The organism is Arthrobacter sp. NPDC058127 (assembly GCF_042884555.1).
GTDB lineage: Bacteria > Actinomycetota > Actinomycetes > Actinomycetales > Micrococcaceae > Arthrobacter.
The window spans coordinates 37719-60591 of the sequence record NZ_JBHVTT010000027.1; the positions used below are offsets into that span (position 1 = coordinate 37719).

General features: G+C 64.1%; 22 protein-coding genes and 2 tRNA genes. 6 read left to right on the forward strand and 18 right to left on the reverse strand.

Annotation, left to right across the window (positions count from 1 at the left end; all coding sequences use genetic code 11):
* Nucleotides 1–7 precede the first annotated feature (7 nt).
* The 3 genes from rpmF to coaD form a co-directional block, all read right to left on the reverse strand.
* The gene (gene rpmF, locus ACFVTG_RS23280) at nucleotides 8–211 is read right to left on the reverse strand and encodes a 50S ribosomal protein L32 (protein ID WP_028264646.1); all 204 of its coding nucleotides are present in this window, start codon (nucleotides 209–211) and stop codon (nucleotides 8–10) included.
* A 32-nt stretch (nucleotides 212–243) separates the two neighbouring features.
* Nucleotides 244–771, reverse strand: a complete 528-nt coding sequence (locus ACFVTG_RS23285; RefSeq protein ID WP_059387665.1) for a DUF177 domain-containing protein — start codon at nucleotides 769–771, stop codon at nucleotides 244–246.
* Between the two features lie 146 nt (nucleotides 772–917).
* On the reverse strand, nucleotides 918–1403 hold the full coding sequence (gene coaD, locus ACFVTG_RS23290) for a pantetheine-phosphate adenylyltransferase (RefSeq protein ID WP_236811552.1): 486 nt from the start codon (nucleotides 1401–1403) through the stop codon (nucleotides 918–920).
* A gap of 105 nt (nucleotides 1404–1508) precedes the next feature.
* Here coaD and ACFVTG_RS23295 point away from each other — a divergent pair, with 105 nt between their 5' ends.
* Nucleotides 1509–2738, forward strand: coding sequence for an aminotransferase class I/II-fold pyridoxal phosphate-dependent enzyme (locus ACFVTG_RS23295; protein ID WP_390283122.1), 1230 nt, complete (start codon nucleotides 1509–1511; stop codon nucleotides 2736–2738).
* Nucleotides 2739–2740: 2 nt separating this feature from the next.
* Nucleotides 2741–3529 carry a spermidine synthase gene (locus tag ACFVTG_RS23300; protein ID WP_390283124.1) on the forward strand — a complete coding sequence of 263 codons (789 nt, stop codon included), beginning with the start codon at nucleotides 2741–2743 and terminating at the stop codon, nucleotides 3527–3529.
* A gap of 57 nt (nucleotides 3530–3586) precedes the next feature.
* Here ACFVTG_RS23300 and rsmD read toward each other — a convergent pair whose 3' ends face one another.
* Genes rsmD through thiL form a run of 4 tightly spaced genes read right to left on the reverse strand, consistent with a single transcriptional unit; the run spans nucleotide 3587 to nucleotide 8544 of the window.
* Nucleotides 3587–4153, reverse strand: coding sequence for a 16S rRNA (guanine(966)-N(2))-methyltransferase RsmD (gene rsmD, locus ACFVTG_RS23305; RefSeq protein ID WP_390283126.1), 567 nt, complete (start codon nucleotides 4151–4153; stop codon nucleotides 3587–3589).
* 51 nt (nucleotides 4154–4204) lie between these two features.
* Nucleotides 4205–6472 (reverse strand): ATP-dependent DNA helicase RecG, encoded by a 2268-nt coding sequence (locus ACFVTG_RS23310; RefSeq protein ID WP_390283128.1) that lies wholly within the window; start codon nucleotides 6470–6472, stop codon nucleotides 4205–4207.
* Complete coding sequence (locus tag ACFVTG_RS23315; protein WP_390283157.1) at nucleotides 6462–7508, reverse strand: DAK2 domain-containing protein; 1047 nt, start codon at nucleotides 7506–7508, stop codon at nucleotides 6462–6464. The genes ACFVTG_RS23310 and ACFVTG_RS23315 overlap by 11 nt, the downstream gene beginning before the upstream one ends.
* Before the next feature lie 22 nt (nucleotides 7509–7530).
* The gene (thiL, locus tag ACFVTG_RS23320) at nucleotides 7531–8544 is read right to left on the reverse strand and encodes a thiamine-phosphate kinase (protein ID WP_390283130.1); all 1014 of its coding nucleotides are present in this window, start codon (nucleotides 8542–8544) and stop codon (nucleotides 7531–7533) included.
* A 95-nt stretch (nucleotides 8545–8639) separates the two neighbouring features.
* Here thiL and ACFVTG_RS23325 point away from each other — a divergent pair, with 95 nt between their 5' ends.
* On the forward strand, nucleotides 8640–9155 hold the full coding sequence (locus ACFVTG_RS23325) for a DUF3515 family protein (RefSeq protein ID WP_284751143.1): 516 nt from the start codon (nucleotides 8640–8642) through the stop codon (nucleotides 9153–9155).
* Nucleotides 9156–9211: 56 nt separating this feature from the next.
* Here the strand turns inward: ACFVTG_RS23325 and ACFVTG_RS23330 are convergent, their stop codons facing one another.
* The 6 genes from ACFVTG_RS23330 to leuC all read right to left on the reverse strand — a co-directional run bounded on the left by ACFVTG_RS23330 (nucleotide 9212) and on the right by leuC (nucleotide 16001).
* Nucleotides 9212–10378 carry a D-alanine--D-alanine ligase family protein gene (locus ACFVTG_RS23330; protein WP_390283159.1) on the reverse strand — a complete coding sequence of 389 codons (1167 nt, stop codon included), beginning with the start codon at nucleotides 10376–10378 and terminating at the stop codon, nucleotides 9212–9214.
* A 17-nt stretch (nucleotides 10379–10395) separates the two neighbouring features.
* Nucleotides 10396–11448 carry an NAD(P)H-dependent glycerol-3-phosphate dehydrogenase gene (locus ACFVTG_RS23335; protein WP_390283133.1) on the reverse strand — a complete coding sequence of 351 codons (1053 nt, stop codon included), beginning with the start codon at nucleotides 11446–11448 and terminating at the stop codon, nucleotides 10396–10398.
* Nucleotides 11445–12221 carry a lysophospholipid acyltransferase family protein gene (locus ACFVTG_RS23340; RefSeq protein WP_390283135.1) on the reverse strand — a complete coding sequence of 259 codons (777 nt, stop codon included), beginning with the start codon at nucleotides 12219–12221 and terminating at the stop codon, nucleotides 11445–11447. Before ACFVTG_RS23340 ends, ACFVTG_RS23335 begins: the two co-directional genes overlap by 4 nt.
* Before the next feature lie 11 nt (nucleotides 12222–12232).
* Nucleotides 12233–13558, reverse strand: coding sequence for a UDP-N-acetylglucosamine 1-carboxyvinyltransferase (gene murA, locus ACFVTG_RS23345; protein WP_284751147.1), 1326 nt, complete (start codon nucleotides 13556–13558; stop codon nucleotides 12233–12235).
* Between the two features lie 375 nt (nucleotides 13559–13933).
* Nucleotides 13934–14536, reverse strand: a complete 603-nt coding sequence (gene leuD / locus ACFVTG_RS23350; RefSeq protein WP_284751148.1) for a 3-isopropylmalate dehydratase small subunit — start codon at nucleotides 14534–14536, stop codon at nucleotides 13934–13936.
* A 10-nt stretch (nucleotides 14537–14546) separates the two neighbouring features.
* Nucleotides 14547–16001, reverse strand: coding sequence for a 3-isopropylmalate dehydratase large subunit (gene leuC, locus ACFVTG_RS23355; RefSeq protein WP_390283138.1), 1455 nt, complete (start codon nucleotides 15999–16001; stop codon nucleotides 14547–14549).
* 112 nt (nucleotides 16002–16113) lie between these two features.
* On the opposite strand from leuC, the gene ACFVTG_RS23360 reads away from it, so the two are divergent.
* Together ACFVTG_RS23360 and ACFVTG_RS23365 are read left to right on the forward strand one after the other, a co-directional pair.
* Entirely contained in the window at nucleotides 16114–16833 is a 720-nt protein-coding gene (locus tag ACFVTG_RS23360; RefSeq protein WP_028264661.1) for an IclR family transcriptional regulator, read from the forward strand.
* 61 nt (nucleotides 16834–16894) lie between these two features.
* Nucleotides 16895–17458, forward strand: coding sequence for a DUF1697 domain-containing protein (locus tag ACFVTG_RS23365; protein WP_284751150.1), 564 nt, complete (start codon nucleotides 16895–16897; stop codon nucleotides 17456–17458).
* Nucleotides 17459–17640: 182 nt separating this feature from the next.
* On the opposite strand, the gene ACFVTG_RS23370 is transcribed toward ACFVTG_RS23365, so the two are convergent.
* Both ACFVTG_RS23370 and ACFVTG_RS23375 read right to left on the reverse strand, forming a co-directional pair.
* Nucleotides 17641–17713 (reverse strand) — tRNA-Glu (locus ACFVTG_RS23370).
* A 141-nt stretch (nucleotides 17714–17854) separates the two neighbouring features.
* A tRNA-Gln gene (locus ACFVTG_RS23375) sits at nucleotides 17855–17926 on the reverse strand.
* 334 nt (nucleotides 17927–18260) lie between these two features.
* Here ACFVTG_RS23375 and ACFVTG_RS23380 point away from each other — a divergent pair.
* Nucleotides 18261–19724: a hypothetical protein gene (locus tag ACFVTG_RS23380; RefSeq protein WP_390283141.1), complete on the forward strand. Its 1464-nt coding sequence runs from the start codon at nucleotides 18261–18263 to the stop codon at nucleotides 19722–19724.
* 7 nt (nucleotides 19725–19731) lie between these two features.
* On the opposite strand, the gene ACFVTG_RS23385 is transcribed toward ACFVTG_RS23380, so the two are convergent.
* The 3 genes from ACFVTG_RS23385 to ACFVTG_RS23395 form a co-directional block, all read right to left on the reverse strand.
* Nucleotides 19732–20445, reverse strand: a complete 714-nt coding sequence (locus ACFVTG_RS23385; protein ID WP_390283143.1) for an HAD family hydrolase — start codon at nucleotides 20443–20445, stop codon at nucleotides 19732–19734.
* 12 nt (nucleotides 20446–20457) lie between these two features.
* Complete coding sequence (gltX, locus tag ACFVTG_RS23390; RefSeq protein WP_390283145.1) at nucleotides 20458–21972, reverse strand: glutamate--tRNA ligase; 1515 nt, start codon at nucleotides 21970–21972, stop codon at nucleotides 20458–20460.
* 87 nt (nucleotides 21973–22059) lie between these two features.
* Entirely contained in the window at nucleotides 22060–22836 is a 777-nt protein-coding gene (locus tag ACFVTG_RS23395) for a fumarylacetoacetate hydrolase family protein (protein ID WP_241707477.1), read from the reverse strand.
* Between the last annotated feature and the right edge of the window lie 37 nt (nucleotides 22837–22873).

A 22873-nucleotide genomic window follows, 5' to 3' on the forward strand; every position in this document is an offset into this window, starting at 1 on the left:
GGCGGATTTAGACGTCTGCGACCTTGCGGCCCTTGTATTCAAGGAACAGCGCAGTCCCGGCGGAGTCGGTTACGACCTTTGCCTGGTGCGGCAGGCTGTAAACAACCTGGCCGTTTTCGATGGTCTTGACCAGGTTGGGGGCAGTTGCCTTCCACTGGGCACGGCGGGCGCGTGTATTTGCGCGAGACATTTTCCGCTTGGGAACAGCCACGGCTATCTCATTTCTCTTTTAGTCAGCACTTACTAATCAGTTTGCCGGTCGGTCTTAGCCAGTTCAGCTAGGGCAGCCCAGCGAGGATCCAGGTCCTCGTGGTGGTGCCCCGGCTCGTCTTCCAGACGCACTCCGCATATTGAGCAGAGGCCCTGGCAGTCTTCCCGGCACACCGGCTGGAACGGCAGCATGGTTACAACCGCGTCCCGCAACACCGGTTCAAGATCGATTAGATCGTGCTCGACTCGACGTTGCTCTTCATCGTCTTCTTCGTCCGAAAGCTCGACGCCCTCATAGAAGAAAAGTTCTTGCACATTGACCTCAAGGTCATACGCAAGGGGATCCAGGCATCGTCCGCATTCGCCCTTGACTTCAGCGAATACGGTTCCAGATACCAGAATTCCTTCGTGTACGGCCTCAAGCCTCAAGTCGAGCTCGATATCCGAGCCTTCCTGAACGCCAATGAGTGCCACGCCAAGGTCACTTGGCGCGGGTACATGTTCCGTGAGCGTCCGCATGCTTCCTGGACTACGTCCGAGGTCCTTGACGTCCAGCGTCAAAGGCGAACTTGCATCTCGCTTAATGAGAACTCCTGTAGAACATATGACCGACGTACCATCTTAGCCTGAACGCGTGAACGGACTCAAACCGGGTCAATTGCAACGCGTTCTGCCCGAGGTACCGATCCAGCTTACCCGTTGCGGGGCTACTCCGCTGCCGACCCGCCAGCCAGGAGCCTTTTGAGCACCGATTTGGGCACGAAATCGGAGACATCGCCGCCAAGGAGGGAAATTTCCTTGATCAGCGTGGAGGACAAATGCAGGTAATGGGCCTCCGCCGGAAGAAAGACAGTCTCGACGCCGGACAATTGGCGGTTCATGGTGGCCATGGGAAGTTCGTAGTCAAAATCGGAAGACGAACGCAGGCCCTTCACGATCGCCGAAATTCCCCGGTGCCTGCAGTATTCGGCGAGCAGTCCCTCACCCATCGGCTCCACGATGATGCCCCGCAACGAAGCCAGGGTCTCCCGCGCCATGTCCATGCGTTCTTCCAGGCTGAAGCGGTACTTCTTCGCGTAGTTGGTGGACACCGCGACGACGACTTCGTCGAACAAGCCGGCGGCCCTTGCGATGACTTCCAAATGTCCGTTGTGGATGGGGTCGAAGGAGCCAGGGCACACTGCGCGTCTCATGGTTCGAACCTACCCCATCCGGGGCCGCAGGCACTATGGCGATACCATGGCTGAAACGGCGGGCCGGACGAGCCGGATGCCAGCACCCAGGAAGGCAACCCCACAGTGACGAGCCCGGCCTCTCTCAGCGAGAACACGTCCGTCGCCCCTTGGCAACGAGCCGCCAGCGGAGCAAACCTGCTTTCGGCCGACGGCAGCCTCGGAGTGACCATCTTCGAAGAGATGACCACCCTGGCAATATCCACCGGCGCCATCAACCTGGGCCAGGGATTCCCGGATGAGGACGGGCCTGCGGAAATCAAGGCAGCAGCCCAAGCAGCCATTACGGCGGGAGCCAACCAGTACGCACCGGGCAAAGGCATCCCTGAACTTCGCGAAGCCATCGCCGCGCACCAGGAACACTTCTACGGACTGACCCCGGACCCGCAGACCGAGGTCATTGTGACCACCGGGGCCACTGAAGCCATCGCCGCCTCATTGCTCGCGTTCATCGAACCGGGCGACGAGGTGCTGACCTTCGAGCCTTTCTATGACTCTTACGGCGCCATCATTGGACTCGCCGGGGCCAAGCATGTGACCGCTCCTTTGCTGGCGCCGGACTTCCTTCCGGACGTGGACGCCATGGAATCGGCATTCAGCGAGCGCACGAAGCTTGTGCTCCTCAACAACCCGCACAATCCCACGGGCGCGGTGTTCCCTCGCGAGGTGTTGGTACGAATCGTCGAACTCGCCCGGAAATACGATGCCGTGATCCTCAGCGATGAGGTCTACGAGCACCTCACCTTCGGGGTGCGGCACCTTCCGATCGCCAGCATCCCCGGAGCAGCCGAACGAAGTGTCACGATTTCCTCGGCCGGCAAGACGTTTTCGTTCACCGGATGGAAGATCGGCTGGCTCAGCGGACCGGCCCACCTCGTGGCGGCGATCCGAACCGTCAAGCAATTCCTCAGCTACAGCTCCGGCACTCCCTTCCAAAGTGCAATCGCCGTAGGCCTCGCCCTGCCCGATGAGTTCTACGCCGGCATCGCGTCCGCTCTCCAGCACAAGCGGGACATCCTCGCTGAGGGACTGCGGGCCGCCGGCTTCGATGTCTACACGCCGCAGGGAACATACTTCATCAATGTGGACACCGCGCCCCTCGGCATCAGCGACTCCGTGGACCTGGCACGAAGACTGCCGGGGCTCGTAGGAGTGGCTGCCATCCCCGTCCCGGTGTTTTGCCACCCGGAAGGCGCGGAAAGGACGCGCAGCCTTCTGCGATTCGCGTTCTGCAAGAAGACCGAAGTATTGGAAGAAGCGGCCGCCAGGCTGGCCACCCTGCGGGACAAGCTCTGACTGTGTCCACCGGCCAAAGTCACGAGGGACGGCGCTTCCTGCGGACCACCGGGCAGCATGCAGCGATCGAGGCCGACGCGCTGATCGGCGGTGCCTACATTCTGCGCATCGGCGACGCCGAGCAATCCCATGTCAATCTCGCGGAACCCGCGGAAATCTTCTACGAGTACCTGCGGCGGATCGGCCATGTGGTGGATCTGGCCGCGCCGGCCGGACAGGCCATCACTGCCCTTCATCTTGGCGCGGGGGCCTTGACCCTGGCCCGCTACATCGAGGCGACGAGGCCCGGTTCGGAACAGCACGCCGTCGAGCTCGAACGTGAATTGCTCGATTTCGTGCTGCAGAAGTTGCCCATGCCGCACGGCACCCGCTTGGAGACCCATATCGGCGACGCTCGCGAAACCCTCGCCGAACTGCCCGCGCGACTCGAGTTCGACGTCGTGATCCTGGACATCTTCTCCGGTCCCGAGGCTCCGGCGCATATCGCCTGCCAGGAGTTCTATGCGGAGGCCGCGGCGCGGCTCCGGCCCGACGGGGTGCTCATCGTCAATGTCGGCGACGAAGCGGCCTTGACCCTGGTGCGCAGCCAGGTCGCCGCGATGCGCCGGGCGATGCCCGACGTTGCCGCCTTCGCCGAGAGCGGCACGTTCGCCGGCCGGTACCCCGGCAACATCATCCTGGTGGGGACGCGCCGGCCGTGGCCAGCCGGCTGGACAGCGGAACTCCTGGCCCGGGGGCCGCATCCGGCGGCTGTACTGAGCGGAGTGGAGCTGGACCGGATTTCGGGCTAGCGCTGGTTATCGGGCTAGCGCCGCGTTTCGGGCTAGCGCAGCGTCGCCGAGCATGCGCTAGACGGGTTCGGCGAACCAGAGCTTGGTTTCGCCGTACTTCTTGTCGGCAAACCGTTCGAGGGTGTCCGGCCAGTCCGGTTCCGGTGACCGTGAGGAACGCTCGACGACCACCACGGCGCCTTCATCGAGGTGGAAGGCAAGCTTGGCCAGGACAGCCTTGAGGGAAGGCTCATCCAAAGGGTACGGCGGATCCAGGAACACCAGGTCCCAGAGGACGTCATCCGCCGCGCGTTCCAGGAAGGACTCCACTTTGGAACGATGGACCGAGACGATCCTGCGTCCGAGCACTTGGTTGGCCATGTCTGCGTTTCGTTGGCAGACCTCGGAGGCGCGCGCGTCGAACTCCACGAGTTCGGCCGAGCGCGCGCCCCGGCTGGCACCTTCGATGCCTAGCGAGCCCGAACCCGCATAAAGATCCAAAACCCGGGCGTCGTCGATCGCGTCGAGGGCTTCGAGCCGCGAGAACAAGGCCTCCTTGACGCGGTCCGTCGTGGGCCTGGTGGTGTTTCCCGGGACGCTGACCAGCGGATTGCCGCCGACCATGCCGGCAATGATCCGGCTCACCGGCCAACTCCCGGGGCGCCGCACACGGGCGCGCCTTCCGGCGTGGATTCCTCAGCCGCGTTCAAGGAACGCCTCCTTTTCGGGGTTCAGATATTCGTCAATTGCCGCGGCCAGGGCCTGTTGGCCCTCCAGCAGGGGGTCGTTCGCCACGAGCCACTGGGCATCGGTTCGGGCACGGGCAATCACGTCCTCATGCTCCAGGACCCGCAACAGCTTAAGGGTGGAGCGCCCGCCGGATTGGGAGGCGCCCAGGATGTCGCCTTCGCGGCGTAGCTTCAGGTCTTCCTGGGAAAGCTCGAAGCCGTCGGTTGTGGAAGCAACGGCATCGAGGCGCCTGCGGCTTGGATGGCCGGGTTCGAGCGTCGTGACCAGAAGGCACGTCCCCGGGAGACCGCCGCGGCCCACCCTCCCGCGCAGCTGGTGAAGTTGCGAAATACCGAAGCGGTCAGCATCGAGGATCACCATCAGCGTGGCGTTATGGACGTCCACGCCCACCTCAATGACCGTGGTGGACACCAGCAACTGGGTCTCGTTGGCGGTGAACGAGGCCATGGTTTCGGACTTGAGCGCCGGATCCTGCCGTCCGTGGAGGGGCTCCACCCGGACACCGCGCAGGGCGGGCTCTTGGCTGAGCGTTTCGACGACGGCTGTCACCGAGGCGAGCTCGCGCGCGGGGCCCTCTTCCGAAAGTTCGGCGTCGCTTGGCTCTGCTTCGCCCGGGCTGAAGTCGCCGTCGTCGTCGTCTCCGATCTTGGGACAGACGACGTACACCTGGTGGCCGGCGTCGATCTCTTCCCGCGAGCGTCTCCAGATCCTCGCCGCCCAGCCCGGATTTTCTGCGAGCCCGACGACGTGGGTGGAGATGGGCGCCCGGCCGGCAGGGAGTTCGTCCAGCACGGACGTTTCGAGGTCGCCGAAGACGGTCATGGCAACGGTGCGCGGAATCGGAGTGGCGGTCATCACCAAGAGGTGGGGCGGCCGGTTGGCCTTGGCACGCAGGGCGTCGCGCTGTTCCACTCCAAAGCGGTGCTGCTCGTCCACCACGATCAGCCCCAGGTCCTGGAACGATGTTTTGTCACTCAGCAGCGCATGGGTGCCGATCACGATCCCGGCGTTGCCCGAGGCCGCGTCCAGCATGGCTTGCTTGCGGGCGGCCGCCGGCATGGAGCCTGTCAGCAAGGCGACTTGGACCGGTCCGGGGCCGCTGTCCAGCAATCCGGCCCCGCCCAGCATCCCGGCGCCCCCGAACAAACCGTCGCGGGCCAGTGGGCCCAGGGTCCTCCGGATGGAATCGAAGTGCTGTGCCGCGAGGACCTCCGTGGGTGCAAGCAGTGCAGCCTGCCCGCCGGCATCCACCACTTGCAGCATGGCCCGCAAAGCCACGATCGTTTTTCCGGAACCGACCTCGCCCTGCAGCAAGCGGTTCATCGGCGAGTCCTGTGCCAGCTCGTGGGAGAGCGTCTTACCGACCGCGGATTGGCCTGCCGTCAGCGTGAATGGCAGTTGTCGGTCGAAGGAAGCAAGGAGCCCTTCGGGCAGGGGCCGACGGGCGGTGGCCTCCTCGGCAGCCAACTGGGCCCGGCGCCGCGCCAGCGCAGTCTGCAGAACCAGCGCTTCCTGGTAGCGGAACCGGTCACGGGCGCGCTGCCAGTCCGCCGCCGTTTCCGGAGAATGGATCAGCCGGTACGCATCCCCTACTCCCAGGAATTTCTCCCGGGACGCGATGTCGGCAGGCAGCGGATCCTCGATGCTGTCCACATCGATGGTGTCCAGGAGCGTGGTGATGACCTTGTGGATGGACCAACTGGTGAGCTTCGCGGTGGCCGGGTACACGGGAATGGGCATGGCCGCGAGCTTTTCCGGATCGACGGAACCGGCCAGCTCCGGGTCCTCGTCGAGCAGCATGAAGTCCGGATTGGTCATGCCCAAGGATCCGCCGTAGCGGCTGACCTTCCCGGAGAACATCACCCGGCGCCCCGGCTGGAGTTCGCTGCGGGCGCGGAAGCCGTTGAAGAAACTGATTTTTAACGTTCCCGGAATCTGCTCACCGCTGGCCTCGTCCGTGACCACGACGTCCGTCAACGATCCCCGCCTTGCCCGCATTTGCCGGGTTGAGTTGGACAGGACCCTGGCGATGAGGGTGGCCTCTTCATCCAACGGCAGTTTGCTGATGGGCGTCAGCTCCCCACGGCTCAAGTAACGGCGGGGAAAGTAGTTCAGCAGCTCCCCGACAGTGTCCAGGCCAAGGTGCTTCTCGATGACGGAAGCGGAGCGTGTGCCGATCCTCCGCTCAAGGGGAAGCTGAAGCTCAGTATTCATGCCCGTGCTGGCCTGCCGGAAGGCCTGGGTCGCGCGGCATCGACAGTTGGCTGACGGAAATGTCGGTGGGGTCCCCGAGTGAGCGGATGACAGCGACGGCGGGTTCAGCTTCCGGAACGTGAACGTGCACGCGCCAGCGGTAGCTCACTTCTGCGGCGTCCTCGTCGTCATCATCGTCGTACCCGGCGTCGTCCGGTCCTGCCGGGCTGCCCACGTGGCTCGCGCTGCCTACCTGGCTCATGATCACGGAGTCGCCGAGTTCGTCCAAGCGCTGACGGAGCGTGGCAGCTGCCAGCGGTGAAAGGCTGATAGTGCACATGACCTCGACGCCGTCGTCGTCGGGCATTCCGGCGTGGATATGCGGATCCTGCAGGTCATAGCCGTGCAGCCCGTCCAGGAGCTCATCCTGGAGTTCTTCGCCGAGCACAGCCGAACGCAGGCAGTCCAGGATCAACAACATGCCTACCCCGCCCGCGTCCACAACATGGGCGGCGTGCAGCGGGGCAAGTTGGTCCTCGGTTTGCACCACGGCATCCAGCGCGGCATTGACGGCGGCATCGAGCGCCAGGCCCAAGGCCTGGTTGCTGTCATCGCCGTTGTGCGCAGTATCGCACTCACCCGCTGCCCTTGCGGCAGCTTCGAGAACGGAGAGCATGGTGCCGGGCACCGGCTCGCTCAAGGCCGACCAAGCCCGGATCTGGGCCCGGTTCAGGGCTGCGGCAAGCAGCGGCGCGCTAAGGCGCGTGTGCCCGCCCAGCGGCTCAGCCAGTGCGCACAAAAAGACGGCAAAGAGTGTCCCGGAGTTACCCCGGGCCTGCTCCATGGCCGCCCGTCCGGCCGCGGCCAGGACAGCACCGACGTCGTTTGCCGGTTCATCCACAGTGGAACCGCTGGCGAATGCTGCCGCGGCGGCGCGGACGGTGAGGTAGAGGTTGGTGCCGGTGTCGCCGTCGGCCACCGGGAAGATGTTGATGGCGTTGAGACGGTCGCTGTGGTTCCCGAGCGTCGTCTCCGCTTTGCCCAGCCACCGCTTCATGGCGTGCGTATTGGCGGCAATCTTAGTCTGCAAAGTGATCCCATCCCACGGTGTCAGCGGGCATTCCCGCTATCCGGACGCCGCTGTGCTGTCCTTCGGCAACGGCCTGGATCGAGCCTATCGCAGTGAAGCCGGAAGGTAGCTGAACATTTGCTGGAAATGTCGCCAGCAGGCCATGGTCCTCTCCCCCACCCAGGATCCAGTCCATGGGATCGAGGCCCAGAGGAGCCGAGGCAGCTTCCAAGGGTGTGGCGAGGGCCTTGAGCGCGATGGGATCGAGGTCGAGTGCGACGCCACTGGCTTCGGCGAGGCGGGCGCCGTCGCGCAACAGCCCGTCGGAGACGTCCATCATGGCAGTCGCTCCTGCCTTGGCTCCTTGCGGTCCTGCAGCGAGAGGCGGCTGCGGCCGGCACTGGCTGTCCATGAGTGCGCGCTGGGCAGGGTTCAGATTGCCCACGGGTATGGTGCTTTCAAGGAGCGCCAGTCCCGCGGCGGCGCGGCCAACAGTTCCGGCAAAGGCCAAGGTGTCCCCAGGACAAGCCCCGGAGCGCAAGACAGCAGGAAGCCCATGCATTGTCCCGACGACGGCGACGGTCACCGCGATTTCGCGGCCACGGCCCAGGTCTCCCCCGGCAACTGAACAATCGCCAGCCCCCAAGCCGACGATGCCGGCTGTCAGGCCATCCGCGAAGTCCTCAACCCACGGCACCGGGGTGCCGGACGGCATGGTCAAGCTGACGACGAGGGAGACGGCGGTACCACCCATTGCGTTGATGTCGCTGAGATTCTGAGCCGCCGATTTCCAGCCGACGTCATACCCCGTAGTCCGGTATCCGTTGTTCCACTCCAGGCGAAAGTCCTGGTCCTGGGTCTGGGTGTCGATGGAAATGAGGGTCCGGCCATCAGGGGCGGCGACGACGGCGGCGTCGTCCCCCGGCCCGAGCAGCACGCTGTTGCTGTGGTTCAGGCGCGGAAAGATGCGCGCGAGGAGCTCGCCTTCGGAGAGCTCGCCGACAGTCTGTTGTTCAATGGACACAGCTCTACGCTATCGCGAACCGCCGACAACAAAGGCTGTCCCTTGGCGCCCGCTTCCCGATCCTCGGATTGCCGCAGCCGAGATAGGCTTGATCAATGCAACAAACGAAAGCCGCTGTGTACGTCCGCGCCCTTTGCTCCCTGACGGCCGCCGCGGTTTCGGTTCTTACGCTCGCGGCCTGCTCCCCCGTCGTCGACGTCAAGCCCGCCGCTGATGCCGCGAACGCCGCTTGCGCACCCATGATGGTGTCGCTCCCGGACACCATCGGCGACGCCGCCCTGCGGAAGACCAACAGCCAGGCCACGGCGGCGTGGGGCGATCCGTCTGTCCTGATTCTGCGTTGCGGCGTCAACGTGCCGGGCCCCACCACGGACCGCTGCGTCACTGTCAACGACGTCGACTGGGTCATCAAGGAAGGCGACCCGGTCTGGACCCTGACCACCTACGGTCGCGAGCCCGCGACCGAAATCCTTATGGACCCGAACAAGATCAGCTCCGCCACGGTCCTTGCCGATCTGGCGCCAGCCGCGGCGAAAATCAAGGCGGTACGCAAGTGCATCGGTCAGCCTGAGCTGCTGCAGAACCTGCCGACGAGCACCCCGGGCAAGTAGCGAAGGCAGCCCAGGCTGATTATCAGCGCGGGGACGTCGTCAACCCCAGCCGGCTGTCAGCGCAGGCCGGTTTTGCGGTTGAGCGCCAGGTAGATGAGCTCGTCGATCAACTCGGCGTAACCCAGTCCGGAAGCCGCCCACATTTGCGGATACATGCTCTTCGGGGTGAAGCCCGGCATCGTGTTGATCTCGTTGATGATGAGTTCGCCGTCCGGAGTGTAGAAAAAGTCCACGCGGCTGAGGCCTTCGGCACCGACCGCATCAAACGCAGCCGCCGCGAGCTCACGGACGCGCGCAATGGCCTCGTCCGGAATGTCGGCCGGGCAGCTAAGGGCTGCCGCGCCGTCCTCCACATATTTGGCATTGAAGTCGTAGAATTCGTGTTCGCCTGGAGCAACGGCGATTTCCCCCGGCATGGAGGTTCGCGGCGCCGCAGCGCCACGTCCTTCAAGGACGGCGCACTCGATTTCGCGGCCGACAATGCCCGCCTCGATCACCAGCTTGAGGTCGTGCCGTCGTGCTTCTTCGATCGCCGCGTCCAAGTCATCCATCGAATCCACTTTGGAAATCCCCATTGAGGAACCGGCGCGGGCGGGCTTCACGAAGACAGGAAAGCCGAGGCGGTCCACGCGCTTGCGCACGGCTTCGGCGTCGTTGATCCATTCACGATCAGTGACGGCGACATACGGTCCCACGGTGAGCCCGGCGGCCTCGAAAACAACCTTCATGTAATGCTTGTCCATGCCGACGGCGGATGCGAGGACCCCGGCTCCCACATAGCGGGTGTCCGAGAGCTCCAGTAGGCCCTGGATGGTGCCGTCTTCGCCCCAAGGGCCGTGCAGGAGCGGAAACACGACGTCCACGGAGCCCAGTTCTTCGGGCACCGCATTCGGTGCCGTGACGATCAGCTGGTGGGCTCCACCCACCTCAGCGAGGGTTACGGTCTTCCCGGAAGGCGCCACCTCAGGCAAGGCCGAGGCGCTCAGCGACCACTGGCTGATGTCAGCGGACGGGATCACCCACTGGCCAGACTTGGCAATCCCGATGGGGACGACGTCGTACTTGCTCTTGTCGATGGCGCCCATGACGCCGGCCGCCGTCACGCAGCTGACCGCGTGCTCGCTGGATCGGCCGCCAAAGAGCACGGCGACGCGCGGGCGCCGATGTTCGGCCGGCTTCGCGGACTCGGCAGTTCCGGCGGACTCAGCAGTTCCGGCAGACAGGGATTCTTCGGTCACAGTCAGTAATCGCCTTCGGACTTCAGGGAGCGGGCCAGGAGTCTGGGCCCAAGTTCATCAACGGACAGTTTGCCTTCAAGGACGGCTACCACGGCCGCAGTGATCGGCATGTCGACACCGAGTTTTCCGGCTAGTTCGTAGACAGCGTACCCGGATTTGATGCCTTCCGCCGTCTGCGTCATGTGCTCGGTGACCTGTTCAAGGGTCAAGCCTTCGCCGAGCAACCGCCCCGCGGTGTGGTTCCGGGACAGGGGCGAAGAACAGGTGGCCACGAGGTCTCCCAGTCCGGCAAGACCCGCCATCGTGCGCGCTTCGCCACCCAAAGCAAGGGCCAGCCGCGAGGTCTCCGCAAGCCCGCGCGTGATCACCGATGCTTTGGTGTTGTCGCCCATTTGCTTGCCCTCGCAGATTCCGACTGCAAGGGCAATCACGTTTTTCACGATTCCCCCGATTTCGACGCCGACCACGTCGTTGCTCGTGTAGGGGCGGAAGTACGGTGCGGTGCAGTAGAGCGCGAACGATGCGGCGGTGGCTTCGTCGCTGCATGCCACCACGGAAGCCGTCGGTTCCTGGCGCGCGATCTCCATTGCCAGGTTGGGTCCCGAAACAACGGCCACGCGTTCCTGCGGAATATCGAGTTCCTCGGAGATGACCTGGCTCATGCGGGAATCCGTACCGAGTTCAAGGCCCTTCATGAGGGAAACGACCACGGCGCCCGGGGCCACGAGCGGTTTCCATTTGCGCAGTTGAAGCCGAAGGGACTGCGCCGGCACGGCGAGGATCACGATTCCGGCGCCCGCAAGGACCTCGGCCACATCTGTCGAGGCCGTGATGGAATCGGGCAGCGCGATGTCCTTCAAGTACTGGGGGTTGCGGTGCTCCGCGTTGATCTGGGCGACCACTTCGTCCCGCCGGCCCCAAATGCGGATACTGCGCTCCGCGCCGGTCGCAAGTGCAGCGTCCGCCAGGACCTTTGCGAACGTCGTGCCCCAGGATCCTGCGCCAAGCACGGCGACAACACCTTGGTCGCCTATGAGTTCTTCCCCGGAGGTCACTTCTGTCCGTCCGTGCCGTCGGCGCCCGAGGTTCCCTCAGTCGCTTGGAAGCGGCCGTGCTTGGACTGGTTGTGGGCGGCAGGGTCCCAGCGTTCCTTGGGCGGTTCTTCCCCGCGCAAGGTTGCAAGAAGTTCCGTGATGGCGTCCATGATGACGTCCGTCGCCTCAACCAGTGTGGCCCGGTCCAGCGGCCGGCCTTGGAAAGCACTGAGATCCACGGGATCGCCGACCAAGATGCGGGAGGTCTTCCGCGGGAAGACATGCAGGCGCTTGGCGTACCGGGGGAACACCTCATGGGCACCCCAATGGGCAATGGGAATCACGGGAGCACCGGTCTGGAGTGCCAGGCGAGCCGCTCCCGTGTGACCCTTCATCGGCCACAAATTCGGATCGCGCGTCAAAGTGCCCTCCGGATAGATGATGATGGCGCCGCCGGCATCCACCACTTCCTGGGCGGCTTGCAACGAGCGGTTCGCCCCCGTCGTCGAACGCTCTACAGGAATCTGGTTCGCGGCGCGCAACAGGCTACCTAGGACGGGGGCCTTGAAGAGGCCCGCTTTCGCGAGGAAATGCGGTGGACGCTTCATGTTGTAGAGCATGTGCCCCACGACAATGGGGTCGATCTCGGTGCAGTGGTTCGGCGCGGCGATGAAGCCACCCGCAGGGAGCTTTTCGGTCCCCTCCCACTTCTTTGCCATGAGGATGTTCATGAGCGGTCGCGCAATTCCCGCAAGAACAGCGAACATGGCACGGCTCTGGGCCGATTCCTTCAAGGTGTCTCCCGTTACTTGGATTCGGTGAGGTCGAAATCGGCGCCCAGCCCGGCGAGCTTTTCAGTGAAGCGCTCGTAGCCGCGGTTGATGATGTCGATCCCGGTCACCCTGGACGTGCCGGTTGCCGCGAGCGCCGCAATAAGGTGGCTGAATCCGCCACGAAGATCGGGGATGTCGATGTCGGTGCCCCTCAGCGGAGTGGGTCCTGAGACGACAGCGGAATGCAGGAAATTGCGTTGGCCGAAGCGGCATGGCACGCTCCCTAGGCATTCGCGGTGGACCTGGATGGTTGCGCCCATGCGGGTCAGGGCGTCGGTGAAGCCGAAGCGGTTTTCGTACACGGTTTCGTGGACGATGGACACGCCTTCAGCCTGGGTCAAGGCGACCACCAGTGGCTGTTGCCAATCGGTCATGAAGCCCGGGTGGACATCGGTCTCAAGGACGAGCGGGCTCAGCTTTCCGCCAGGGTGGTAGAAACGGATGCCGTCCTCGCGGATATCCATGCCGCCGCCCACCTTGCGGTAGGTGTTGAGGAAGGTCATCATGTCCCGCTGGGAAGCACCCTCAACGAAGATGTCTCCGCGGGTCACCAGGGCCGCTGAAGCCCACGACGCCGATTCATTGCGGTCCGCCAATGCGCGGTGGTCGTAGCCACCCAGGTCCCGAACGCCTTCGATCCGGATGGTGCGATCGGTCTGGACGCTGATGATGGCACCCATCTTCTGCAGCACAGCGATGAGGTCGATGATTTCCGGTTCGGTAGCGGCGCCGCTCAGTTCGGTGATGCCCTCGGCGCGCGTGGCGCTCAGCAGGACTTGTTCCGTGGCTCCCACCGACGGGTACGGGAGTGAGATCTTGGCGCCGTGGAGACCCTTGGGAGCGGAAATGTGGATACCGCCCGGGCGCTTTTCGACGACGGCGCCAAACTGGCGGAGCACGTTCAAGTGGTAATCGATCGGCCGGTCCCCGATCTTGCAGCCGCCGAGATCCGGAATGAACGCTTCGCCGATGGCATGGATCAAAGGACCGCACAGCAGGATCGGGATACGGGAGTCCCCGGCGTGGGCATCGATCGCCGTGCTGGATGCCGTCTTCGCATTCTTGGGATCCAGGGTGAGATCGCCGGTGACGGGATCCTTCTCGACAGTCACGCCATGGAGCTGCAACAGGCTGGTGACCACCTCCACGTCCTTGATTTCCGGGACGTTCCGCAACACCGAAGGTTCGTTGCCGAGGAGGGAAGCCACCATGGCCTTGGGAACAAGGTTCTTGGCACCTCTGACGGTGACGCGGCCGGTCAAAGGGACGCCGCCGCGGATTGTCAGAACACTACTCATCTATACCGGTTTCCTCACGAGTTGATGCCCCCACACTTACGAAGGCTCCAGCTAAGCATAAAAGCTGGCGTTACCGATTCGAAATGCCGGGGCGCGGCGAAGGCTGGCTTTCAGCGACGCGGGGTCACTTACGGCCCATGTTGCCGCCCGGCATGGGCCGTAAGTGACCCCGCGTTAGTTCCCGATCCATGGATAACCCCTCATTCCAACCCCAACGACGACCATGAAGCTGTACAACGCCGGGATCAGGCCATGAACATATCCTGCGAAACGGGCACGCACACGAAAAGGACCGGCGCACCCGTTCCTTCGGGTGCGCCGGTCCTTTCAAGGTGCAGAAGCTACTCAGGCAGCCTCCGGCCGTGTGCCGCCACCCTACTGGGTGCGCGCCGGCAAGGTTTTCGGCTTGAATGAAGGCCTTGTGGCCTCGTAGGCCGTGATGTCTTCCTCGTGCTGGAGCGTCAGGCCGATGTCATCCAGGCCTTCCAGGAGGCGCCAACGGGTGTAGTCATCGATCTCGAAGGGTGCCACGACGTTACCGCACTCAACGGTCTTGGACACGAGGTCCACTTTGACTTCGGTGCCGGGCGCGTTTTCGAGCACTTTCCATATGAGCTCGATGTCGTCCTGGGCAAGCTCTGCCGCCAAGAGGCCTTGCTTTCCCGAGTTGCCCCGGAAAATATCGGCGAACCGGGAGGAGAGTACGGCCTTGAACCCGTAGTCCTTCAATGCCCAGACTGCGTGCTCGCGGGAGGAACCGGTACCAAAATCGGGTCCTGCTACAAGTACGGAGCCGGTGCTGAAGGGCTCTTGGTTCAGGATGAAGGATGCGTCCTTGCGCCATGCGGCGAACAGGGCGTCTTCAAAACCGGTGCGGGTAATCCGCTTCAGGTAGACCGCCGGAATGATCTGGTCCGTGTCCACATTGCTCTGGCGCAGCGGGACACCGATGCCGGTGTGGGTGGTGAACTTTTCCATGGGGATCCTCCTAGGCGGCGTCGGTGGTGGTGGATGCGGAAACAGAGGCAGGCTCCAGGTCCGAAGGCGAGCTCAGCGTTCCGCGTACCGCCGTGGCTGCAGCGACTACCGGCGACACCAAGTGGGTGCGGCCGCCCTTGCCCTGGCGACCCTCGAAGTTGCGGTTCGAGGTGGATGCGCAGCGCTCCCCCGGTTCCAGCTGGTCCGGGTTCATGCCCAGGCACATGGAGCAGCCGGCGAAACGCCATTCAGCGCCGAATTCCTTGAACACCTTGTCCAGGCCCTCGGCTTCGGCCTCAAGGCGGACGCGTGCCGAGCCGGGGACCACGAGCATCCGGACCTTGGGGTCCTTTTCGCGCCCTCGGATGACATCGGCGGCGGCACGGAGATCCTCGATGCGGGAGTTGGTGCAGGACCCCAGGAAGACCGTGTCCACCCGGATGTGCTTCATGGGTGTCCCGGCTTCGAGGCCCATGTACTGCAGCGCGCGCTCGGCGGCCAGCTTGGCGTTCTCGTCACCGAAGTCCGCCGGGAAAGGTACCGCCTCGTTGAGCGAAATCCCCTGGCCCGGGTTGGTCCCCCAGGTCACGAACGGCTCCAAGGTATCGGCGTCGAGGTCCACCTCGACATCGAATGTGGCGTCGTCGTCTGTGTGCAGCGTGTTCCAGTATTCGACGGCGGCATCCCACTCCTCGCCCTGTGGGGCGTGCGGGCGGCCGTACATGTAGTCGTAGGTCGTCTGGTCCGGAGCCACCAGGCCGGCGCGGGCACCGGCTTCGATGGACATGTTGCAGATCGTCATGCGGGCATCCATAGAGAGCGCCCGGATTGCCGAGCCTCGGTACTCCAGGACGTAGCCTTGCCCGCCGCCCGTGCCGATCTTGGCGATGACTGCAAGGATGATGTCCTTCGCCGAGACGCCCGGGCGCAGGGTGCCTTCAACGTTGATGGCCATCGTCTTGAACGGCTTGAGGGACAGGGTCTGGGTGGCCATGACGTGTTCCACCTCGGAGGTGCCGATACCCATGGCGAGCGCTCCGAAGGCGCCGTGGGTCGAGGTGTGGGAATCGCCGCAGACCACAGTCATGCCGGGCTGGGTGAGGCCCAGCTGCGGGCCGACAACGTGCACAATGCCTTGCTCGGCGTCGCCGAGCGAGTGCAGGCGGACTCCGAACTCCTTGCAATTGTTGCGCAGGGTCTGGATCTGCGTCCGGCTTGTCAGATCGGCAATCGGCTTGTCGATATCCAGCGTCGGCGTGTTGTGGTCTTCCGTCGCGATGGTGAGGTCGGGGCGGCGCAGAGGGCGCCCGGCCAGGCGCAAGCCCTCAAAGGCCTGCGGGGAGGTCACCTCATGCACGAGGTGCAGGTCGATGAACAGAAGATCGGGCTGGGCGTTGGCTCCTTCGCCTTCGCCCTTGCGCACCACGTGCGCATCCCAAACTTTCTCGGCCAGTGTCTTTCCCACGGCCTGCTCCCTTCACTGCGGTTGGCTTGACTACTTCCACTGAACATCAGTGATCCAAACTGCGCCAGTGAAACAACTTGCATCTCAGATATTGAGACGGCAATATCATTACATGGACAATTCTAGTGGAGTCGGCGTCATCGATAAAGCGGCCCAAGTGCTCGACGCACTTGAGGCGGGGCCAACCACCTTGGCTCAACTTGTGGCAGCAACAGGCCTGGCCCGCCCCACCGTGCACCGGCTGGCGCTGGCGCTCGTCCACCACCGCCTCGTGAGCCGCGACATCCAAGGCCGCTTTGTCCTCGGCAGCCGCCTTGTCGAGCTTGCTTCGGCGGCCGGCGAAGACCGGCTCATCGCCTCTGCGGGCCCGGTCTTGATCCAGTTGCGCGACGCCACGGGAGAGAGCGCCCAGATCTTCCGACGCCAGGGCGACTGGCGCGTCTGCGTTGCCTCGGCCGAACGCCCCATCGGGTTGCGGGACACTATTCCGGTGGGCACCCAGCTTTCCATGAAGGCCGGCTCCGCTGCCCAGATCCTGCTCGCGTGGGAAGACCACGACCGCCTCTTGGACGGACTTCAGAACGCCCGGTTCACGCCGACCGTCCTCGCAGGAGTACGACGCCGGGGCTGGGCCCAGAGCCTCGGCGAACGCGAGCCTGGAGTCGCCTCGGTCTCCGCACCCGTGCGCGGCCCTTCCGGCCGCGTCATTGCGGCGGTGTCCATCTCGGGCCCCATCGAGCGCCTGACCCGCCAGCCTGGACGTCTGCATGCCGAAGTTGTCTGCAACGCCGCCCGGGTACTGACTGAAGCCCTGCGCAAGAACAACGACTAACCGGTTCCGCATTCTTCCCCTCTGCACCCCTCCCGTAGGCGGGCGCAGGTAGGGTAGGCGCATGAACAGCTTTGCCGTGTTCCTGCGCGGGATCAACGTGGGCGGGATCAACATCAAGATGGCCGACCTCAAAGCAGCCCTCAAGGCGTACCCCTTCACCGACGTCAAAACCCTTCTGGCCAGTGGCAACGTGGTGCTCCAAAGCGAGCTCGATTCGGCGGGAGTCAAGGAGCAGTTCGAGAAATGCTTGAGGGAAGCATTTGGCTATGACGCCTGGGTGGTGGTCCTGACCGCGGAACGCGTTGCCGAACTGGTGGAAGCCTGCCCCTATCCCGCCGACGACAAAACCACGCACAGCTACATCACCCTCGCCTCGGACACTGCCATGTTGGACGAGCTATTCGACGCCGGCACAGCCCTCGGCCCCCCAGGGCAGGGCGGCGTCGAGCACGTCCGGCTGGGTCCCGAGGCCTCGGCATGGCTCGCCCCGGCGGGAGGCACGTTGGACAGCCCCTTCAGCAAGCTCTCCGCAAAGACCCGCTACAAGGCGAGCACCACCACACGGAACCTGCGCACGCTCATCAAGGTCAGGGACGCCGCAGAAGCCCTCCAGAAGACCACCTGAGCTGCCCCGGTACCGTTCTCCCCCCTTTTGACACGGGGAACCGCCTGCGACACGGCAAGTCGCGTCATTCCTGGGCTTTCGCGCGGCAAACAAGGGGAGAAAGGTACGGGGTCCGACGTCTCACCCGCACCTTGGGAAAGAAAAATCCCCCGGAACCTGATGGTTCCGGGGGATTCATTTTGTGACCCCAGCGGGATTCGAACCCGCGTTACCGCCGTGAGAGGGCGGCGTACTAGGCCGCTATACGATGGGGCCTTGTACTTTGTTTTACTGCTTTATTGAATACCGCTTCCGGCATTCAAGCTGAATGAGTATTTCATACATTCAGCATTGTTTCAAATCGGCGAACCGTTTCGAAACTCCAAATTCCCGCACATATATGCGGATTATTCAGAGCTGGGATACCAGGACTCGAACCTAGAATGACGGTACCAGAAACCGTAGTGTTGCCAATTACACCATATCCCATTGGCACTTTTAGGCCGGATTCTAAGGCCTAAACCTTCGCTCCGTGCCCCTCAGCACGAGTAATTACTTTACCCGAGACTTTCGATGCACACAAATCGGCCGCGCACGCCCTCATCGCCCTGGCCGGCACCCCCGGCGATCGGCCGGCGTGGACAAAAAAACCCTTGCAATCGGCAGGGCCTTAGCTTTACTCTCGGTAAGTTACCAATCGGTAACCAACGTCACGCACTTGTTTCGTGGCGCAGCTGCAGGCCAAGTCGCCTGTTAGCTGCGTCACATGGGGGGATCCCTGGCAGCAGCGCCGCTGCCGGGAAGTCATCGAGAGGAATTGCCCATGACACCGAACCCTGCCATTTCGACCAGTACACGAAGCCGTGCCCAGATAATCGCTATTGCCGTACTCGCACTCCTGCTGATCGCGCTCCTCGGTTTCTACACCTTGGTCATTGGGAAGATCGCGGCAGGGTCGGCGCAACTGGATGACGGCGCAGGTCAGGCATCTGCGGGCGCGGGCCAGCTCAGGGACGGCGCGGCGAGGCTTGCAGGCGGAGCCGCTGAAGCCGGGACGGGCGCGGCCAAGCTGGCTGATGGCGCGTCAAAGGTCCAAAACGGAATCCAGGGCAAACTTGCCCCGGGCGCCCAGCAGTTGAAGGACGGCGCCGACAAACTCGCTACGGGGGCCGTGAAGATCCAGAATGACGTCAACGCCAAGCTTGCGCCGGGAGTCTACAAAGTGGACGACGGCGCGCAGAAGCTCGCGGCAGGTGCCCTGCAACTTTCCGCAGCACTGACTCCGACGCCGGGCGGAGACGCCGAAAACAATCTCGGCGACGGCGCCACCCAACTAAACAACGGCGCGAACCAGCTCAACAACGGAGCCGCCCAGCTCGACGCCGGTGCTGCGCAACTCGACGCGGGCGCCGCCAGGCTCGCGGCAGGCACCGATCAGCTCAAGGGGTATCCGGGAGCCGGAGACGATCCCACCAAAGGAACAGGCTCGGCTGCGTTGGCCCAAGGGCTCCAGCAGCTCGCCGACGCCGCCAATGGCGTCCAGGGCGTGGTGCCCCTGGCGGCGCTGAAGGCGCAGATCAATGCCCTCAACGACGGCGCGCATCGCCTCGACGCCGGAGCCTCGCAATTGCAAGCCGGGGCGGGCCAGCTTTCGGCCGGAGCGGCGCAACTGCACGGCGGCACCGAACGGCTCGCCGATGGCACCGGGAAGCTGGCTGCAGGCACCGGGAAGCTGACGGCAGGTTTCGCCACTCTCGCCCAGAAACTCAACAGCCAGGATCCAGCGTCCCCGGGCGTGGTTCTGGGAACCCAAATGCTCGCCGATGGAACAGCAAAGATCCGCGTGGGCATGGACGGCGTACCGGGCGACCCTGAGCACCCAGGTCTCCTCAAGGCCACTGCCAGCATGACAGACGGAACGTCGCGCTTGGCGGCGGGCACGGACTCGTTGATGACGGGAATCAAGGGCAGCCCCGCTGATCCTTCCTCCCCCGGCCTCTTGGACGGTTCCACTGCATTGGCGGCCGGTGCCTCCAAGTTGTCCGATGGAAATGCCAAACTGGCCGCCGGCTCGGCCCAGTTGTCCACCGGTGCCGACAAACTCGCGGACGGAAATGCGCGAATCGCCGCGGGCACCGCGGAACTGCATCAGGGTGCTGCGGCGGTGTCGCCGTCGAGCATAACCGAAAAGTCGGATACCGGCACGGCGATCGGAATTGTGGGCGTCCTTGGCGCCGGTTCCGTCGGAGCGTTCTTTTTCCTGCGGAAGTTCCGGCTGGAGGCGTAGCTGCGGCTCAGGCGAGCAGTCGCGTCAAGGAGTCTATTTGGCGGCCGGAAAAGTCGGAGGCGAGCTCGCCGGCGCGGTTCAGCCAGACGCCCAGCAACCCGGCGGCGTTAGCGCCGTCGGCATCGAGAAGGCGGTTGTCTCCCACGAAAAGGGTCTCAGCCGGAGTAGTGCCCAGGCGGCGGACCCCTTCCAGGTAAATGGCGGGGTCCGGCTTGGGCACGCCCACGGTGTCCGTGCCGACGAGGACCGAGACCCGTGCGAGTCCAGCACTGTCGAGCTTCACCCGCTGGTAGTCATGGACATTGTTGCTCACGGCGCCATACGGGATGCCCGCGGCGTCCAGGGCGTCGAGGACGGGCAGGACATCGCTGAAGGCCCTGACATAACTGGGCTGCAGGCGCGAATAGTCATTGAGCCAGGTATGGGAGTCCTCTCCCCCGAGTTCCACGCCGAAATGCCCCAGGGCCGCGCGGCCACGCAGGAGGCGCTGCTCGTTGAACGTCAATTCACCGGCGAGGTACCGGTCATAGAAATGCGTGGTTTCGTGCGTGAAGATCCATCCGAACTTCTCCCACCCGGCCTGGTCCAGGCCGGGCAGGAGGTGTTCGCTCACGTCACGCAAAGCCGTGGTCATGGCGTACTCAAGGTCCACCAGGGTGTCGTCGATGTCGAACAGGACACCCCGGACCGTGCCGAATGACTCATGAAGTGCGTTGATCACGGCGTGCCTGAACTAGCCGCGGAAAGAGCGCAAGCGGGTGAGCGAGGAGTCCTTGCCCAGGATGACCATCGATTCGAACAACGGCGGCGAGATGCGGCGGCCGGAGATTGCCGTCCGCACGGGGCCGAACGCAAGGCGCGGCTTGATGCCGAGATCCTCCACCAAGGCCTGCTTGAGCGCTGTCTGGATGCTTTCTGCCGTCCAGTCCGAGAGCGGTTCCAGCGCTGCCAGCGCAGCGTCCAGCACCTCGCCCAGGTTCTCCGGGAGACCCTTGCGGGCGTCGTCGGCGACGTCGATCGCGTCGTCGTTCTTGAACAGGAAGGCAAGCATCTCCGGAGCCTCGCCCAGCAGGGCGATCCGTTCCTGGACCAGCGGTGCGGCCTCGGCAAGGATCTCTTCCTGGCGCGGAGTCAGGATCTCCCCCACGAAGCCGGCAGCACGCAGGTAGGGAACGAGCCGCTGACGGAAATCCTCCGGCGTGAGCATCCGCACGTGCGTTCCGTTGATGGCTTCGGCCTTCTTGATATCGAAGCGCGCAGGGTTGCCCAGGACATCGTGGATATCGAAGTTCGCAACGAGCTGCTCCACGCTGAAGATGTCCTCATCGGCGCTCAGGGACCAGCCCAGGAGGGACAGGTAATTGAGCAAACCCTCACGGATGAAGCCGCGTTCACGGTGCAGGAACAGGCTGGATTCCGGATCGCGCTTGGAAAGCTTCTTGTTGCCCTGGCCCATGACGTAGGGAAGGTGGCCGAACTCCGGCATGTACTCGGCCACGCCGATCGCGTACAGGGCGCGGTAAAGGGCGATCTGCCGAGGAGTGGAGCTGAGCAGGTCTTCGCCGCGAAGGACGTGCGTGATACCCATGAGTGCGTCGTCAACGGGGTTCACCAGTGTGTACAGCGGGGCGCCGTTGGCACGGACCACGGCGAAGTCGGGCACGGATCCCGCCTTGAACGTGATCTCCCCCCGCACGAGGTCGTTGAAGGTCAGGTCTTCGTCCGGCATGCGCAGGCGCAACACCGCATTGCGGCCCTCGGCCTTGTACTGGGCGAGCTGCTCTTCGGTGACGTGGCGGTCAAAGCCGTCGTAACCGAGCTTGGGGTCCCGGCCGGCGGCGCGGTGCCGCGCCTCGATCTCCTCCGGAGTGGAGTACGACTCGTAGATGTGACCGCCGGCCTTGAGCTTGGCGATGACGTCCTGGTACATGTCGCTGCGCTGCGACTGGCGGTACGGTTCGTGCGGCCCGCCAACCTCGACGCCCTCGTCCCAGTCGATCCCGAGCCACTTCAGCGCGTCAAGCAGTTGGTGGTAGCTTTCCTCGCTGTCGCGGGCCGAGTCGGTGTCCTCGATCCGGAAAATCAGCTTGCCACCGGTGTGCCGCGCATAGGCCCAGTTGAAGAGGGCCGTACGGATCAACCCAACGTGCGGAGTTCCCGTGGGTGAGGGGCAGAACCGGACGCGGACCGGGGTTTCGGCGGTCACGGCAGGAATGGCGGCAGAGTTCGACGCAGCAACAGTAGTCATAGTGGTTCCAACTTTACCGCGTGGCGCTAGACGAAACGGCCAGTGCCGCTTGACCGGAAGCGGCCCGCGGGGCGGACCGCCAGACCTCTACCGGCGGACTACCGGGTTGGACAAGCGGCCGATGCCTTCGATCTCGATCTCGTAGCGGTCGCCCTCCTGGACCAGGCCGACACCGGCCGGAGTTCCGGTCATGATGACATCACCAGGAAGCAGGGTGAACGCCTGCGAAACGATCGATACCAGCTCGCGCACGCTGCGAATCATCTGGTTCGTGCTGCCGTCCTGGCGGAGTTCACCATTGAGCCAGCCCTTGATGGCAAGGTCCTCGGGGTCGAGTTCCGTCTCGATCCACGGGCCGAGCGGCGCGGAGGTGTCAAAGCCCTTGGCACGCGCCCACTGCAGGTCCGTCTTCTGGACGTCGCGGGCCGTGAGGTCGTTTCCGCAGGTGTAACCGAAAATGACATCGTCCACGCGGTCTTCGGGCACGTCCTTGCAAATACGGCCAATGACAACGCAGAGTTCCGCTTCAAAGGAAACTTCCTCCGAGAACTCAGGCAACACGATCGGATCGTTGGGGCCGACGACGGCGGTGTTCGGCTTCAGGAACAGCAGGGGATGCTGCGGTACCTCATTACCCAGTTCCCGGGCATGCTCTGCGAAGTTCCGTCCCACGCCGATGACCTTGCTGCGCGGAATGATCGGTGCCAGCAGGCGCACGTCTTCCAGCTTGTGGCGGACCGAGGTCCGCTCGACGCCGTTGAAGAAGGGGTCGCCGTGGATGACAGTGATGACTTCACTGCCGGGCTCACCTTCGACGACGCCGTAGACGGGATCAGAATCAACAACAAACCGGGCGATACGCATGGGTTCTAGCGTACCGTCCGCCGGCGGGCACTACGCG

What these genes read in the sequence shown, in the direction of transcription:
- ACFVTG_RS23380 (WP_390283141.1), top strand. Translation starts at nt 18,261, where the DNA reads ATGACACCGAACCCTGCCATTTCGACCAGTACACGAAGCCGTGCCCAG.
- leuD (WP_284751148.1), bottom strand. Translation starts at nt 14,536, where the DNA reads ATGGAAAAGTTCACCACCCACACCGGCATCGGTGTCCCGCTGCGCCAG.
- ACFVTG_RS23325 (WP_284751143.1), top strand. Translation starts at nt 8,640, where the DNA reads ATGCAACAAACGAAAGCCGCTGTGTACGTCCGCGCCCTTTGCTCCCTG.
- ACFVTG_RS23395 (WP_241707477.1), bottom strand. Translation starts at nt 22,836, where the DNA reads ATGCGTATCGCCCGGTTTGTTGTTGATTCTGATCCCGTCTACGGCGTC.
- ACFVTG_RS23315 (WP_390283157.1), bottom strand. Translation starts at nt 7,508, where the DNA reads ATGAAGCGGTGGCTGGGCAAAGCGGAGACGACGCTCGGGAACCACAGC.
- murA (WP_284751147.1), bottom strand. Translation starts at nt 13,558, where the DNA reads ATGAGTAGTGTTCTGACAATCCGCGGCGGCGTCCCTTTGACCGGCCGC.
- gltX (WP_390283145.1), bottom strand. Translation starts at nt 21,972, where the DNA reads ATGACTACTGTTGCTGCGTCGAACTCTGCCGCCATTCCTGCCGTGACC.
- ACFVTG_RS23365 (WP_284751150.1), top strand. Translation starts at nt 16,895, where the DNA reads ATGAACAGCTTTGCCGTGTTCCTGCGCGGGATCAACGTGGGCGGGATC.
- coaD (WP_236811552.1), bottom strand. Translation starts at nt 1,403, where the DNA reads ATGAGACGCGCAGTGTGCCCTGGCTCCTTCGACCCCATCCACAACGGA.
- ACFVTG_RS23360 (WP_028264661.1), top strand. Translation starts at nt 16,114, where the DNA reads ATGGACAATTCTAGTGGAGTCGGCGTCATCGATAAAGCGGCCCAAGTG.
- ACFVTG_RS23310 (WP_390283128.1), bottom strand. Translation starts at nt 6,472, where the DNA reads ATGAATACTGAGCTTCAGCTTCCCCTTGAGCGGAGGATCGGCACACGC.